The sequence below is a fragment of the Kosakonia sp. SMBL-WEM22 genome (assembly GCF_014490785.1).
GTDB lineage: Bacteria > Pseudomonadota > Gammaproteobacteria > Enterobacterales > Enterobacteriaceae > Kosakonia.
This window is the reverse complement of record NZ_CP051488.1, coordinates 3,135,771-3,150,853: the sequence shown is the minus strand read 5'-3', so window position 1 is coordinate 3,150,853 and position 15,083 is coordinate 3,135,771. Positions and strand designations below refer to the sequence as shown.

Sequence of the window (15,083 nt, the reverse complement as noted above, 5' to 3'; positions counted from 1 at the left end):
GCAATAAGTGATAGGAAAAATAATTAATCAGTTTATTTTCCAGTTTGGTAATTATGTTTTACCGTTTATAATTATTCCTTTCTTAATCAATAAACTGTCTTTACATGTCTATAAAGATTTTGTTGTAATTCAAACATTGGTTATTTTTTTTGCAGTTTTAGTAAATTATGGCTTGGATCTTTTTGGGGTAAGATATATAAGCTCCCAAAAACAAAATAAATCTAATTGCAAAGAATTTGTGCTTACCTCATTAATATGCAGGTTCTCGATATTTATAATAGTATCCTTTTTCTTATATGCCTCTTTGTATTATTTGACGGCAAAGAATATATTTTACTGGGGGCTATGTTTCTTTTGGCTCTCGAGCTTTATATTTCAGCTAAACTGGTACTTTCAAGGTATCGGCGATTTCAAAAGTATTACATATTATGGGCTTTTGCCTAAAGCAGGACTATATCCTTTAGTATTTGTATTAGTTGAAAATGATCAAGATGCTTGGGTTTACCTTTTGTTGTGCGCTTTAGCGAACTATTTTACAAATATATCTATGCTTTGCCACATTTTATTTAAGTTAGCAGGTATAAAAGTTAAGGTTGATGAACTATTTAAAAAGATTGTTACCTTTCTTGCAAGTGGGTGGTATATATTTTTCTCTCAAGCCAGTGTGACCTTAATATCATATGCAAATGTTTTTTTTCTCCCTTTATTACTCGATACTAAAAACTATGTGGTGTTCTCAACTGCCGACAGAATTGTAAAGGTTTTATCTATTGCAACGACTCCTGTATTGAATGTTCTTTTCCCTCATATATCATCACTTATATTGATTGATAAAAATAAAGCTTTTTCGCTCATTAATAAGACACTTTTTCTGAGCCTGATGATATTTTTTTGGGGTTATATATTTTATTCTTTCTTTGGATTTACTTTAACTGAAATGTTGTTTCCTAAGATAGCCAAAGAGCTGCATGATACATTATTTTTTCTACTACTTAATGTGATTTTTGTATTCGCTAACAATCTATATGGTACACAAATAGGCTTGAATTGTGGCAAGGATAAAGCTTTTTCAATAATAATCGCTTTGAATGGAGCTGCCAGCCTTATCCTGATGGCTTTATCCTCTTATTATTTTGGTTTGAAGGGCGTTATATTTTCATCTTTATGTGTCCAGATTTCTATACTTCTTTGTATGTTCTTTCTTGCGAAACGATGCGGATATAAATTAGGAATCAAATGAGAGAAATAGCAATATTACTACCGGGACCACGTCGCGAGCCAGTTGGTGGCTATAAGGTACTATACCAATATGGTGATTATCTATCTTCTAAAGGCTGGTCTATAACCTTTATCTATTTAACCCATGATCTTGTCTGTAATTCTAGATTTGATGGACTAAAAGGTATTGCTAAAGCATTCATTATTGCTCATACGGGTTTTTATAAATGGTACGATTTCCGGTCGACGCAAGTTACTCATAAAGTGATTTCAGATTTAAAGAAAATCAAAGCAGAACAATATGATGTTATTATATGCTCTTCTGTGGAAACTTTTATTTATGTGAAAGAATTTACAAACATCGAAAACAAAAAAATAGTCTATTTTGTGCAAGGTTATGAAGTATGGAACGTTGGTGAAGTCAAATTAAAACAGACCCTTTCTTATAGCGATATTGATTATATTACTATCAGCGATGATTTGGCTAAAAGAATAGCGCAGGCAGGTGGGAAGCAGACCATCATGCTTTACAACGGTATCGATAAAAATGATTTTTTTATAAATAAAAAATGGCTGGATAGAGAGAAAAGTTCTTTTTTATTCCTTTATCATCCAAGTGAACATAAAGGATGTGACATACTTCTTGAATCGATCTGCAAAGTTAAAAGTGAAAATAATAATTTTAAGTTCTCATGTTTTAGCGCTTACCCAAAGCCTCAAAATTTCCCTGAGTTTATCGAATATACTTATAGGCCGACTATTCTTCAGTTGAATGAACTTTACAATCAGCACCGTTTTTTTATTTGCAGTAGTGTACATGAGGGCTTTGGTTTGACTCCTGCTGAAGCCGCTTTTGCCGGTGTAATCATCATTACGACAAGAAACGGTGGTGTAGAACAATATGTTACTGACAATGAAACAGGATTTGTTCTTGAGCGAAGAACATGTGATGCGTTTGCGAGGAAAATTAAAGATGTTGCTGCAAAAGGTGATTCATTGTATGAGTTATCTATTATAAGCAACGAAAAAATCCGGAAACAGTTAGATTTGCAAAAAAACTTTATTAAATTAGATGAGTATTTAACAGAAAAATGTAAACTATTATGAGTATCATCTTATGTTGATTATCGCATCACGAATCTTGATGGTTGTATTGTTGTTATCGGGATTAATAAAAATCGCTACTCTTGTTCTCGGGATTAACTTAAATTATATATTAATTCCCTCGCTTCTATTCATTTGTGTTGTTACGATTTTTGTAAGAAAAAAAATAATATTCAATGATGCTAGAACTATTTTTCTAATCTATTACTTCTTAACTGGGGTGTTATTATTAGCAAATAATTCTTATTCGGATCATGGTTATAGTGTACTGCAAATTTTTTTGGCAATTCTCATGCAGTCAATTTTACCTATTATATTGATTATGATAGTAAGTTCGGTTGCATTCGAAGATAGCCATGATTTTTTTAATAAGATTGTTCGGTTTTTAACTATTGCTAATATAGTTTCTTTTGCCATTTACGTGGTGGCGGTTAATGTTGATTATAATGCAGTTTTAAATTTCTATTTGCTATTGGCTGAAAAGAATCTAATAGTTAATCCGCTCCAAACAAGTGTTGCTGGTATCTCACTACGTTTTAATGGCATTTTTAATTCTGGTTTTTTGTTAGCAAGTTTTTGCTGCATTGCCATCTCTTATTACTTCTTTGAAAGTAAAGTATCCAAAAGCAAGTTTTTAATAATCTATATCATTTTATTAATAATGACGCTCTCAACATATAATCGAAATGGCATACTTGCTTATTGTCTATGCTCATTTTTTATGTTTGTTTACACTTACTTCAGAAGGGCATACACAAAAGCTTTAACTATTTATTTTTATTTTCTATTTGCACTATTATTAATTATACCATGCGTATTAATTTATATGGGTTCTTCAATTTTTAGTAGTGTTTCATTTGGAACGGATCAAACAGCCCTGACTAAAGTGAGTACTTTAGTTTCGAGAATTGATGCATGGCTGACTGTATTGGATATTAATGATGCTAAAGAATTATTATTTGGTACAGGGTTAGTTCAGGGGCTCGGTGATAGTATGGAGAATTTCTATGTTGATAATGGATATTTATACTTGCTGAATCAGGGTGGTCTGCTGTTACTGATTTTTTATTTATTTTGCTGGAGCACCGTATTCATTAAGATGATTAAATTTCTTAATAATAGTTCTGGCAAAGCAGATATGGTTATTAAAAGAGATGTTTCATTACACTTGCTGTTAATTGTAGTAAGTATGACAATTGCGTTCCTTAATAACTATTTCTTCGAGCCGATTTTTCAGATATTGGTATTTATGAAATGTTTAACCTTCAATATAAAGATTAATAATCGTCATGAATCATAAAATAAAAAAGACAACTAAAACTGCTGTAATTGGCACGGTGGGTGTGCCTGCTTCTTATGGTGGATTTGAGACGCTAGTTGAGAACTTAATTGAAAGCAACAAGCATCAATATGTCGTATATTGCTCAGCGAAAAGTTATCCCACCAAATTGCGGAATTATAAGTCAGCGCAATTAACATATATCCCGTTAAATGCTAATGGAATATCGAGTATCTTTTACGACATTCTAAGTATTCTACATTCTATTTTTATAAAAAAAGTTGATAATATTCTAATACTTGGCGTTTCGGGTTGCTTGATCTTGCCTTTTGTAAGAAAAATTTCGTCTGTAAGAGTTTGCACGAATATTGACGGATTAGAATGGCGAAGAGATAAGTGGGGGAAATACGCAAGAAGATTTTTGAAATGGTCTGAGAAAATTGCCGTTTATCATTCGGATTGTGTTATTTCTGATAATCAAGAAATAGCAAATTATGTCTCCCGGGAATATAATATTGAAAGCCAAGTCATAGCATACGGTGGAGATCATGCAATTATAAATGAAGATTATAACCTCAATGAGTCTCTTGGTGATTATGCTCTTGCATTATGTCGAATTGAACCTGAGAACAATGTTCACCTCATACTTAAAGCTTTTAAAGATATAAACTATGATTTGAAATTTATTGGTAACTGGAATAATAGCGAATACGGAAGGAATTTAAAGCAAGAATATTCTAAATATCAGAATATGCATTTGTTAGATCCAATTTATGATATCCAAATTCTAGAGTCTATTAGACATGGTTGTTCCATTTATATACATGGACATTCAGCTGGGGGTACAAATCCATCGCTAGTTGAAATGATGTTTTTCGGCAAAAAAATAATTTGTTTCGATTGTCAATATAATCGCTATACGACTCATGATAAGGCGGAATATTTCAAACATAGCTCGGATCTTCATGAAAAAACCACCAAAACAACTGACTGTTTACCTTTTGATAATAATCAAGGTGAAGAATTGAAAAAAATAGCACAAGAAAACTATACTTGGGATAAAATTCGCGCTCAATATGAAGAAATTCTCAAATAGATTAGACAATTATCTTTGATATTGGTGGCTTTATTATTTGTTGCTATCAATAAAATTTGAGTTAACATCTCTGGCACATTTCAAGCCGCGCATACGTGGCGCGGTGACCACACCTGACAGGAGTATGTAATGTCCAAGCAACAAATCGGCGTTGTTGGTATGGCCGTGATGGGGCGCAACCTGGCGCTGAACATCGAAAGCCGTGGCTATACCGTATCTATCTTCAACCGCTCGCGCGAAAAAACCGAAGAAGTTGTTGCCGAGAACCCAGGCAAGAAGCTGGTTCCTTACTACACCGTACAAGAATTTGTCGAATCACTGGAAACTCCCCGCCGTATTCTGCTGATGGTGAAAGCCGGTGCCGGTACCGATGCCGCGATTGACTCCCTGAAACCTTACCTGGATAAAGGTGACATCATTATTGATGGCGGTAACACCTTCTTCCACGACACCATTCGTCGCAACCGTGAACTCTCTGAAGAAGGCTTCAACTTTATTGGCACCGGCGTTTCCGGTGGTGAAGAGGGCGCGCTGAAAGGGCCTTCGATCATGCCTGGCGGCCAGAAAGAAGCTTATGAGCTGGTTGCCCCAATCCTGACCAAAATCGCTGCGGTGGCTGAAGATGGTGAACCGTGCGTCACCTATATCGGACCTGACGGTGCCGGTCACTATGTCAAAATGGTGCATAACGGTATTGAATATGGCGATATGCAACTTATTGCAGAAGCCTATGCCCTGCTGAAAGGTGGCCTGAACCTCTCTAATGACGAGTTGGCGAAAACTTTCAGCGAGTGGAATGCGGGCGAGCTGAGCAGCTACCTGATCGACATCACCAAAGATATCTTCACTAAGAAAGATGAAGAGGGCACTTACCTGGTTGATGTGATCCTTGATGAAGCGGCGAACAAAGGTACCGGTAAATGGACCAGCCAGAGCTCGCTGGATCTTGGCGAACCGCTGTCACTGATTACTGAATCAGTCTTCGCACGCTATATCTCCTCGTTGAAAGAGCAGCGTGTTGCGGCTTCTAAAGTGCTCTCCGGCCCGCAGGCTCAACCGGCTGGCGATAAAGCAGAATTCATTGAGAAAGTGCGTCGCGCGCTCTATCTGGGCAAAATCGTCTCCTATGCGCAGGGCTTCTCGCAACTGCGTGCCGCCTCTGACGAGCACAACTGGGACCTGAACTACGGCGAAATCGCGAAGATCTTCCGCGCGGGCTGTATCATTCGTGCCCAGTTCCTGCAGAAAATCACCGATGCTTATGCAGAAAATCCGGCTATCGCTAACCTGCTGCTGGCACCTTACTTCAAGCAGATCGCTGACGATTACCAGCAGGCGCTGCGTGATGTTGTCGCCTATGCGGTACAGAACGGTATTCCGGTACCGACCTTCTCCGCAGCAGTTGCTTACTATGACAGCTACCGATCTGCGGTACTGCCAGCGAACCTGATTCAGGCTCAGCGCGACTACTTCGGCGCGCATACCTACAAGCGCACGGATAAAGATGGCGTATTCCATACGGAATGGCTGGATTAATCTGATAATCATTCGTTCGTTTTATACAAGCCCGGTTGTTGCAACCGGGCTTTTTTTCATCGAAACCGCAAGAATTACAGGGATCGGGCATTTATTTTTAGGAATAAAGCCAGGCGAAGCCAGGCAGGGCGCGCTTCGCAGCCGCTGTTTGTCTTATTGACACTCTCTCAACGGAAGAGGTAAAAATCCCAACAGTTATTGATATAAACGGTGGCGATGGGATCGCCATCACCGCTTTCATACACTTACAAAAGTTGCTTATCGAATGAAAATAACAATCTCCGGAACAGGTTACGTTGGGTTATCAAACGGGATCCTTATCGCGCAGAACCATGAAGTCGTTGCGCTCGATATCGTGCAGTCCAAAGTGGATATGCTTAATGAGAAAATCTCTCCGATCGTGGATAAAGAGATTGAAGAGTATTTACAGAATAAGCCGCTCAATTTCCGCGCAACGACGGATAAGCATGACGCCTACCGCAACGCTGATTACGTCATTATCGCGACACCGACGGATTACGATCCGAAAACCAACTACTTTAATACCAGCAGCGTAGAGTCGGTGATCCGCGATGTTCACGCCATCAATCCCGAGGCGGTGATGATTATCAAATCGACCATCCCGGTAGGATTCACCCAGTCAATCAAAGAGACGCTGGGCATTGATAACGTCATTTTCTCACCAGAATTCCTGCGTGAAGGCAGAGCGCTGTACGACAACCTGCACCCATCGCGTATTGTGATTGGCGAGCGCTCCGAGCGCGCCGAGCACTTTGCGGCGCTGCTGCAGGAAGGGGCTATCAAAGAAGATATTCCGGTGCTGTTTACCGACGCCACCGAAGCCGAAGCGATCAAACTGTTTGCCAATACCTATCTGGCGATGCGTGTAGCCTACTTTAACGAACTGGATAGCTATGCCGAAAGCCTTGGGCTTAACACGCGTCAAATCATTGAGGGTGTCTGCCTCGATCCGCGCATCGGCAATCACTACAACAACCCTTCATTTGGCTACGGCGGTTACTGCCTGCCGAAAGATACCAAGCAACTGCTGGCGAACTATCAGTCGGTACCGAACAACATTATTTCGGCCATCGTTGATGCTAACCGTACGCGCAAAGACTTTATTGCTGACTCTATCCTGGCGCGTAAACCGAAAGTTGTCGGTATCTATCGACTGGTGATGAAGAGCGGTTCGGACAACTTCCGCGCTTCGTCAATTCAGGGCATCATGAAGCGCATCAAAGCGAAAGGCGTGCAGGTTATTGTCTATGAACCTGTGATGCAGGAAGATGAGTTCTTCCACTCGCGGGTAGTGCGAAATCTTGAGGCGTTCAAGCAAGAGGCAGATGTGATTGTATCTAACCGCATGGCAAGCGAACTGGCAGACGTAGCAGATAAAGTTTATACCCGGGACTTATTCAATAACGATTAAGCGCCAGCTTAATCAAACTAAACGGCCCTTCTGGGCCGTTTATCGCCATTTCGGTTTGCCTTAGTTACACGTAATTACCAGGAATGAAGGTGCCAGAACCGCACATGTGCCTAAATAGTGTCCGCTAACATTTATTTACATGTAATCCTATAGCAAAAAAAGAGCGAGCCGCTAAACTCGCGCTTTATCACTCTATTTTTTAGCGCTTCTTATTTAGGGTAGCTATGACAGACGAAAAGAATAATCGGTCTTCAAGAGAGAACAATGAGGCTGAGCAGATTGATTTGATTGATATGCTGATGCAAATCTGGCGTGGAAAATGGATTGTTGCTGCCACTATAGTATTCAGCTTGATTATTGCTGGTGCCTATCTGGCCTTTGCGAAAGAGAAATGGACCTCTGTTGCGGTTATCAGTTCGCCAGATGCTGGTCAGATTGTTGATTACACCAGCGCTATGACTATTCTCACTAATGACGACCATTTCGATATAAGTGGCATACAGCAACGCGTAATTGGTCGCTTTAGCTCAGCCTTTTCCGCCCTTTCTGAAACCCTGGATAATCAAGACATTCCCGAGAAATTAACCATCAGTACGGCTGTGCAAGGTCAAGCGCTGCCGCTGAAAGTGACTTATCAAGGGGCCACTGCGAGAGAAGCCCAGCAGAAACTGGCTGAATATATTCAACAAGTCGATGAGCTCATTGCTAAAGAGCTGGTTGATGACCTTGAGATCAACATCAAATCGCGTACTGACGATCTGGTTGAGTCTTTAACTACCCAGGAAAAAGTGGCGCAGGAGCAAAAAGATCTGCGGATCAAACAGATTATGCAGGCGCTCTCAGTGGCAAAAGAGTCGGAAGTTCACGCGCCGCAGGTACAGCAAGCGGACAATGTATCGCAGGATAATATGTTCTTGCTCGGTAGCGCCGCGCTGGAGTCGATGATTAAAAATGAATCTTCTCGGCCGCTGATTTTTACTGACAATTACTATAAAACCCGACAAAATTTGCTCGACTTAAAGACCATTGATATCAAACCGGATACTATTCACAGTTACCGCTACGTGATGAAACCCACGTTGCCGATTAAGCGTGACAGTCCCCGTCGCGCGCTGACAATGATTTTGGCTATTCTTCTTGGTGGTATCATTGGCTCAGCCTTCGTCCTTACGCGCAACGCGCTGCGAAACTACCAGCCGAAAGCGTAAAAAAGAAAAACCGGGCACAGCCCGGTTTTTTTATGCCCTTAGCCTGGCTTATTGATGCCGTGTGCGCAGATTCTCGATCACGGTGGTCAAATCGAGTTGTTGATCCTGCAGCAGCACCAGCAGGTGATACATCAGATCCGACGCCTCGTTAGTCAGCTCTTCGCGATCATTAACCGTTGCCGCCAGCGCCGTCTCTACGCCCTCTTCACCCACCTTTTGCGCAATACGCTTCGTGCCGCTGGCATAGAGTTTGGCAGTGTAGGAGCTGGCCGGATCGGCACTCTTACGCTCAGCCAGCAACGTCTCAAGCTGATAGAGAAACAGCCACTGGTGGCTGGTGTCGCCAAAGCAGCTGGAGGTGCCTTTGTGGCAGGTGGGGCCAATCGGATCCACCAGCACCAGCAGCGTATCGTTGTCGCAATCAGGGGCAATCTTCACCACATTAAGAAAATGACCAGAGGTTTCGCCTTTGGTCCACAGGCGCTCTTTAGTGCGGGAGAAGAAAGTTACCTTGCCGCTTTCCAGCGTTTTTGCCAGCGCCTCTCTGTTCATATAGCCCAGCATCAGCACTTCGCCGGAGACCGCGTGTTGCACCACGGCGGGCAGTAGTCCGTCGGTTTTTTCCCAGTCCAGTTGGGAGAGTTGTTGCTCTGTTAACATATCCTGATCTCCACGCCCTGGCCTGCCAGGTACGCCTTTAACTCACCAATATTGATAATCTGTTTGTGGAACACCGAGGCAGCCAGCGCGCCATCGACATCCGCATCGCGGAAGGCTTCAAGGAAATGCTCCATTGTGCCGGCACCGCCGGAGGCGATCAGCGGCACATTACACACCTCGCGCACCTTTTTCAGCTGCTCAAGGTCGTAGCCATTACGCACGCCATCCTGGTTCATCATATTCAGTACAATTTCACCGGCTCCGCGCTTCTGCACCTCTTGCACCCAGTCGAGGGTTTCCCACTGCGTCACACGGGTGCGGCTCTCATCGCCGGTATATTGATTTACGTGATATTTGCCGGTCACGGCATCAAACCAGGTATCAATCCCGACCACAATACACTGCACGCCAAAGCGATCCGCCAGCCGGGTAATCAGCGCAGGATCGGCCAGTGCCGGTGAGTTAATGGAGATTTTGTCCGCGCCAAAGGAGAGGATCTGCGCCGCATCCTCAATTGACTTGATGCCGCCCGCCACGCAGAAGGGGATATCAATCACCTCTGCCACGCGCGTCACCCAGCTCTTATCCACCACGCGGCCATCGCTGGAAGCGGTGATATCGTAAAACACCAGCTCATCTGCACCCTCTTCGGCGTAACGTTTTGCCAGCGGCACAATGTCGCCGATGATTTCATGGTTGCGAAACTGTACGCCTTTTACCACCTGGCCATCACGCACATCGAGACAAGGGATTATCCGTTTTGCCAGCATTGAATGGCCTCCTTCACCGTGAATTTACCTTCCAGCAGCGCGCGGCCTACAATCACGCCGCCCACACCTGTCCCGCGCAGCGCAGCGATATCGTTAATGTCGCCAATGCCACCGGAGGATTGAAACGCCACCTGCGGCCAGCGGGCGCAGATCTCTTCATACAGCGACACATTTGAGCCTGCCAGCGTGCCGTCACGCGAGATATCGGTGCACAGCACATGGCGCAGGCCGACGGCGAGATAGATCTCGACCAGCGCTTCCAGCGTCACGCCGGAGTTCTCCTGCCAGCCGCTGATCGCCACCTGCTTAGTGCCTTGCTCATCAATACGCACATCCAGCGCCAGCACCAGCTTGTCGGCGCCGAAACGAGTAAACCAATCTTTGACCATCTCAGGCGATTTCACCGCCGTCGAGCCAATCACTACCCGCGCCACGCCTGCAGCGAGCAGGGCGGCAACATCCTCTTCGCTGCGCACGCCGCCGCCGACCTGCACCGGCACAGTGACGCCCGCCACCAGCGTTTTCAGTAACGGGATCTGGCGGCGCGCCGGATCTTTCGCACCGGTTAAATCAACCAGGTGTAACAGCTGCGCGCCCTCGGCGGCATAGGTCTGCAAACGCGGCAGCGGATCGCTGCCATAGTCGCGCTGCTGGGCGTAATCGCCCTGATGCAGGCGCACCACGCTGCCATCAATCAAATCTAAAGCGGGAATGATCATCACATCTCCAGGAAGTTTTTCAGCAGCTGCGCGCCTGCGCGCCCGGAGCGCTCCGGGTGAAACTGTACGCCGTAGAAGTTGTCGCTCTGTACGGCGGCGGTAAACGGCTCGCCATAGTCACAGCGGGCGATGGTGCTGGCATTCACCGGCATTGCGTAGCTGTGAACAAAGTAGAAGTAGGCACCATCTTCAATGCCCTGAAAGAGGCGATGGCCTGCTTTCGGGTAGACCTGATTCCAGCCCATATGCGGCAGCGGCAGCCCGACATCGTTCATTTTCGGTACCGCTTCATCAATAATGCCCAGTAGGTCAACGCCCCCATTCTCTTCGCTGAAACGCCCAAGCAGCTGCATACCGAGACAGATGCCCAGCACCGGCTGCGTACAGGCTTTCACCAGCTCAATCAGCTCGCGCTCGCGCAGCTGATCCATCGCCGCCTGCGCGGTACCGACGCCCGGCAGAAACAGCTTATCTGCGCGCAGCACCACATCGGGATCGCGGCTCACCTGCGGCTGATAGCCGTGGCGGATAATGGCGGACTGCACCGAGTGAAGGTTGGCGCAGCCAGTATCAAGGATCACCACATTCATCACAGCACTCCTTTTGAAGAGGGAAGGGTATCGCCCTCAACGCGGATCGCCTGGCGCAGCGTGCGGCCAAAGGCTTTAAACAGGCTCTCGACGCGGTGGTGATCGTTTTTGCCCTTGGTCTTCAGGTGAAGCGTCAGCGCCATGGTGTAGGAGAGCGAGCGGAAGAAGTGCTCCACCATTTCTGTGCTCAGATCGCCGACGCGCTGATAGGTGAACTCCGCTTTATACTCCAGATGCGGGCGGCCGGAGATATCCATCGCGCAGCGCGCCAGGCACTCATCCATCGGCAGCACAAAGCCGAAACGGTTAATGCCGCGTTTGTCGCCGAGCGCCAGCTTCAGCGCTTCGCCCAGCGCCAGGCCGGTATCTTCAACGGTGTGGTGATCGTCGATATAGAGATCGCCTTTCACCGAAATTTCCATGCGAAAACCGCCATGGGTGGCGATCTGATCGAGCATATGGTCGAAGAAGCCGACGCCGGTGTTGATCTTGCTGCCGCCTTCACGGTCGAGCCACACCTTAACCTCAATCTGCGTCTCTTTAGTATTACGCACAACGTGCGCATAGCGGTCGCGGCGGGTCAGTTGCTCGCCGATCATCGCCCAATTGAGCGTTTCACGGTTATAGCGCAGGCCGCCAATCGCCATGTTGTCCGCCAGCTCGATGTCGGTGGCGCGATCGCCAATCACGTAACTGTTGGCGCGATCCAGTACGCCCTCTTCAAGCCAGCGCTCGACCAGTTTCACTTTCGGTTTGCGGCAGTCGCAGTTATCGGTCGGCAGGTGCGGGCAGATCAGCACCTCTTCAAACTCCACGCCCTGGGACTGGAAAACCTGCATCATCAGGTTGTGCGGGCCGTCAAAATCCGCCTGCGGCAAGCTGCTGGTGCCCAGACCATCCTGATTGGTGATCATCACCAGCTTATAGCCCGCCGCCTGCAGCTTGAGCAGAACCGGGATCGCCTGCGGCTCAAAGGCGAGCTTGTCGAATCTATCCACCTGAAAGTCGGTGGGCGGCTCGGAAATCAATGTTCCGTCACGATCAATAAACAGATACTTCTGGCTCATACTTGCTCCGCACGTAAAGCGTCAATGACGCGCTGGCTCTCTTCACGGGTACCGATTGTGATACGCAGACAGCCGCTTAAAGAGGGTTGCTTGTTCTGGTCTCTCAGGATAATGCCCTGATCCCACAGCGATTTAAACACCGCGTTCGAGGCGGTCATGCGTACCAGAATATAGTTGGTTTCGGAGTCGAACACCTGCTCAACGCAGGCAATATCGCGTAATGCGTTCACTAAGTAGGCCCGTTCGGCGACGATCTGCGCCACGCGCTCACGCATTGCCGCTACACCCTGCGGGCTGAGTGCCTGCGCGGCAATATCGGCCACCGGCGTGGAGAGCGGGTAGGGGGCAATGACTTTCATCAGCAGGGCGATCACCTCTTCATTGGCGAGGGTAAAGCCGCAGCGCAGCCCCGCCAGCGCAAAGGCTTTGGATAAGGTGCGCAGAATAACCAGGTGCGGGTATTCACTCAGCCAGCCGGCGAGCGTCGCCTGCGGGCAGAACTCAATATAAGCTTCATCGGCGATAACCAGCGCTTTACCGCGGGTCATTTCCAGCAGGGTGCGCAGATCCTGCGGGTTGATAATCTGCCCGGTCGGGTTGTTGGGGCTGCACACATAGAGCAGCTTCACGCCATCCAGTTTATCGGCGATACCTTGCAGATCGAGCTGCCAGTTTTCACGAGCCAGCACGGTGCGGTACTCGACGCCGAAGGTTTCGGCGCTGACGCTATACATGCCGTAGGTTGGCGGGCAGAAGAGCACCGCATCCTGGCCCGGCTCGCAGAAGGCGCGGATCAGCAGTTCAATTCCCTCATCCGCGCCGCGGCTCACCAGCACCTGCTCCGGCTTCACGCCCGCATATTGGGCGTAATTATCAATCACCGCTTTCGGCTGGCACTCCGGGTAGCGGTTGAGTGCGTTTTGCGTCAAATCAAACGGGACTGCGGTCGGGAACTCGTTGGCGTTAAGCCAGACATCACCTTTGCCGCCAAGGCGGCGCGCCGACTGGTAGGGGGTCAGTTCGCGGACATTTTTACGCGCCAGCTCTTCAATGCTCATGCTTGCTCCTTCAGCGCCTTGACGCGCAGGGTTACGGCGTTTTTGTGCGCGGTCAGGCGTTCGGCCGCCGCCAGCATCTCAATGGTGCTGGCAAGCTGCGCAAACCCTTCGCGCGAAAGCTCCTGCACCGTCATACGTTTCTGGAAATCTGCCAGCCCGAGGCTGGAGCAGGTCGCGGTGTAGCCATAGGTCGGCAGCACGTGGTTGGTACCAGAGGCGTAATCGCCCGCCGACTCCGGCGACCAGTCACCAAGGAACACCGAACCGGCGCTGGTAATGCTCTCCACCAGTGCGCGCGCGTCGCGCGTCTGAATAATCAGGTGCTCCGGACCATACTGGTTGGAAATATCCACGCACTGCGCCAGATCGCGTGCCACGATCAGGCGGCTGGCAGCAAGCGCCTGGCGTGCCGTCTCCGCACGTGGCAGGTCGGCAAGCTGACGCTCAACGGCCTGCGCCACCCGTGTTGCCATCTCGCTGTCCGGGGTCAGCAGGATCACCTGTGAATCGGGGCCGTGCTCCGCCTGGGACAGCAGATCGGAGGCGACGAAATCCGGTGTTGCGCCGCTGTCGGCAATCACCAGCACTTCGGAAGGACCCGCCGGCATATCGATTGCCGCGCCATCCAGGCGCTGGCTCACCTGGCGTTTAGCTTCGGTGACGAAGGCGTTGCCTGGGCCAAAAATTTTATCCACTTTCGGCACCGACTCGGTGCCGAGGGCGAGGGCGGCAATCGCCTGCGCGCCGCCGACCTGATAGACCGCCTGCACACCACACAGCTGCGCGGCGTAGAGAATCTCATCGGCGATAGGTGGCGGTGAGCAGAGCACCACTTTGCGGCAACCGGCGATGCGCGCCGGGGTCGCCAGCATTAATACCGTCGAGAAGAGGGGCGCAGAGCCGCCTGGAATATAGAGCCCAACTGAATCAATCGGGCGGGTCACCTGCTGGCAGCGTACGCCAGGCAGCGTTTCCACATCCACGGTTGGCAGAATCTGTGCGGTGTGGAAGGTGTCAATGTTCTTCACCGCCACCGCCATTGCCTGTTTGATCTCGTCACCCAGGCGGGCGCTGGCGTCTTCAATCTGTTGCGCGGTCACTTTTAGCGCGTCGACCTGGGCTTTGTCGAACTTCGCGCTAAAGGCGCGCAGGGCATCGTCCCCACCTGTGCGTACATCTTCGATGATTTCCGTGACCGTCCGGGTAATGCTTTCGGAGGCGGAGATCGCCGGTCGCTGAAGCAGGGCGCGCTGCTCCTCTTCACTACAGCTGTTCCAGTCGATGATGGTGTTAAAGCTCATACTCTTTTTCCTTATTTAGCGAACGGGACCGCAGGCCGCACAAGG

Annotated in this window: 14 protein-coding genes; 7 read left to right on the top strand and 7 right to left on the bottom strand. The window is 47.8% G+C overall.

Annotated elements, in window-relative coordinates; translation table 11 throughout:
• Positions 1 to 7 precede the first annotated feature (7 nt).
• The 7 genes from HF650_RS15215 to wzzB all read left to right on the top strand — a co-directional run bounded on the left by HF650_RS15215 (position 8) and on the right by wzzB (position 8,873).
• Positions 8 to 1,240: an oligosaccharide flippase family protein gene (locus HF650_RS15215; protein WP_187799350.1), complete on the top strand. Its 1,233-nt coding sequence runs from the start codon at positions 8 to 10 to the stop codon at positions 1,238 to 1,240.
• The gene (locus HF650_RS15210; RefSeq protein WP_187799349.1) at positions 1,237 to 2,325 is read left to right on the top strand and encodes a glycosyltransferase family 4 protein; all 1,089 of its coding nucleotides are present in this window, start codon (positions 1,237 to 1,239) and stop codon (positions 2,323 to 2,325) included. The genes HF650_RS15215 and HF650_RS15210 overlap by 4 nt, the downstream gene beginning before the upstream one ends.
• A gap of 10 nt (positions 2,326 to 2,335) precedes the next feature.
• Complete coding sequence (locus tag HF650_RS15205; RefSeq protein ID WP_187799348.1) at positions 2,336 to 3,622, top strand: O-antigen ligase family protein; 1,287 nt, start codon at positions 2,336 to 2,338, stop codon at positions 3,620 to 3,622.
• Positions 3,612 to 4,697 (top strand): DUF1972 domain-containing protein, encoded by a 1,086-nt coding sequence (locus tag HF650_RS15200; RefSeq protein ID WP_187799347.1) that lies wholly within the window; start codon positions 3,612 to 3,614, stop codon positions 4,695 to 4,697. Before HF650_RS15205 ends, HF650_RS15200 begins: the two co-directional genes overlap by 11 nt.
• A gap of 129 nt (positions 4,698 to 4,826) precedes the next feature.
• Positions 4,827 to 6,233, top strand: a complete 1,407-nt coding sequence (gndA, locus tag HF650_RS15195) for an NADP-dependent phosphogluconate dehydrogenase (protein WP_187799346.1) — start codon at positions 4,827 to 4,829, stop codon at positions 6,231 to 6,233.
• Positions 6,234 to 6,498: 265 nt separating this feature from the next.
• On the top strand, positions 6,499 to 7,665 hold the full coding sequence (ugd, locus tag HF650_RS15190) for a UDP-glucose 6-dehydrogenase (protein ID WP_187799345.1): 1,167 nt from the start codon (positions 6,499 to 6,501) through the stop codon (positions 7,663 to 7,665).
• Positions 7,666 to 7,889: 224 nt separating this feature from the next.
• Complete coding sequence (gene wzzB, locus HF650_RS15185; protein ID WP_187799344.1) at positions 7,890 to 8,873, top strand: LPS O-antigen chain length determinant protein WzzB; 984 nt, start codon at positions 7,890 to 7,892, stop codon at positions 8,871 to 8,873.
• A gap of 48 nt (positions 8,874 to 8,921) precedes the next feature.
• Here the strand turns inward: wzzB and hisIE are convergent, their stop codons facing one another.
• Genes hisIE through hisD form a run of 7 tightly spaced genes read right to left on the bottom strand, consistent with a single transcriptional unit; the run spans position 8,922 to position 15,038 of the window.
• Positions 8,922 to 9,533 carry a bifunctional phosphoribosyl-AMP cyclohydrolase/phosphoribosyl-ATP diphosphatase HisIE gene (gene hisIE, locus HF650_RS15180; protein ID WP_187799343.1) on the bottom strand — a complete coding sequence of 204 codons (612 nt, stop codon included), beginning with the start codon at positions 9,531 to 9,533 and terminating at the stop codon, positions 8,922 to 8,924.
• On the bottom strand, positions 9,527 to 10,303 hold the full coding sequence (gene hisF, locus HF650_RS15175) for an imidazole glycerol phosphate synthase subunit HisF (protein ID WP_187799342.1): 777 nt from the start codon (positions 10,301 to 10,303) through the stop codon (positions 9,527 to 9,529). The genes hisIE and hisF overlap by 7 nt, the downstream gene beginning before the upstream one ends.
• Positions 10,285 to 11,022 carry a 1-(5-phosphoribosyl)-5-[(5-phosphoribosylamino)methylideneamino]imidazole-4-carboxamide isomerase gene (gene hisA / locus HF650_RS15170; RefSeq protein WP_187799341.1) on the bottom strand — a complete coding sequence of 246 codons (738 nt, stop codon included), beginning with the start codon at positions 11,020 to 11,022 and terminating at the stop codon, positions 10,285 to 10,287. The genes hisF and hisA overlap by 19 nt, the downstream gene beginning before the upstream one ends.
• The gene (hisH, locus tag HF650_RS15165) at positions 11,022 to 11,612 is read right to left on the bottom strand and encodes an imidazole glycerol phosphate synthase subunit HisH (protein WP_187799340.1); all 591 of its coding nucleotides are present in this window, start codon (positions 11,610 to 11,612) and stop codon (positions 11,022 to 11,024) included. Before hisH ends, hisA begins: the two co-directional genes overlap by 1 nt.
• Positions 11,612 to 12,679 (bottom strand): bifunctional histidinol-phosphatase/imidazoleglycerol-phosphate dehydratase HisB, encoded by a 1,068-nt coding sequence (hisB, locus tag HF650_RS15160; RefSeq protein ID WP_187799339.1) that lies wholly within the window; start codon positions 12,677 to 12,679, stop codon positions 11,612 to 11,614. The genes hisH and hisB overlap by 1 nt, the downstream gene beginning before the upstream one ends.
• Positions 12,676 to 13,737, bottom strand: a complete 1,062-nt coding sequence (gene hisC, locus HF650_RS15155) for a histidinol-phosphate transaminase (protein WP_187799338.1) — start codon at positions 13,735 to 13,737, stop codon at positions 12,676 to 12,678. Before hisC ends, hisB begins: the two co-directional genes overlap by 4 nt.
• Entirely contained in the window at positions 13,734 to 15,038 is a 1,305-nt protein-coding gene (hisD, locus tag HF650_RS15150; RefSeq protein ID WP_187799337.1) for a histidinol dehydrogenase, read from the bottom strand. The genes hisC and hisD overlap by 4 nt, the downstream gene beginning before the upstream one ends.
• Positions 15,039 to 15,083 lie beyond the last annotated feature (45 nt).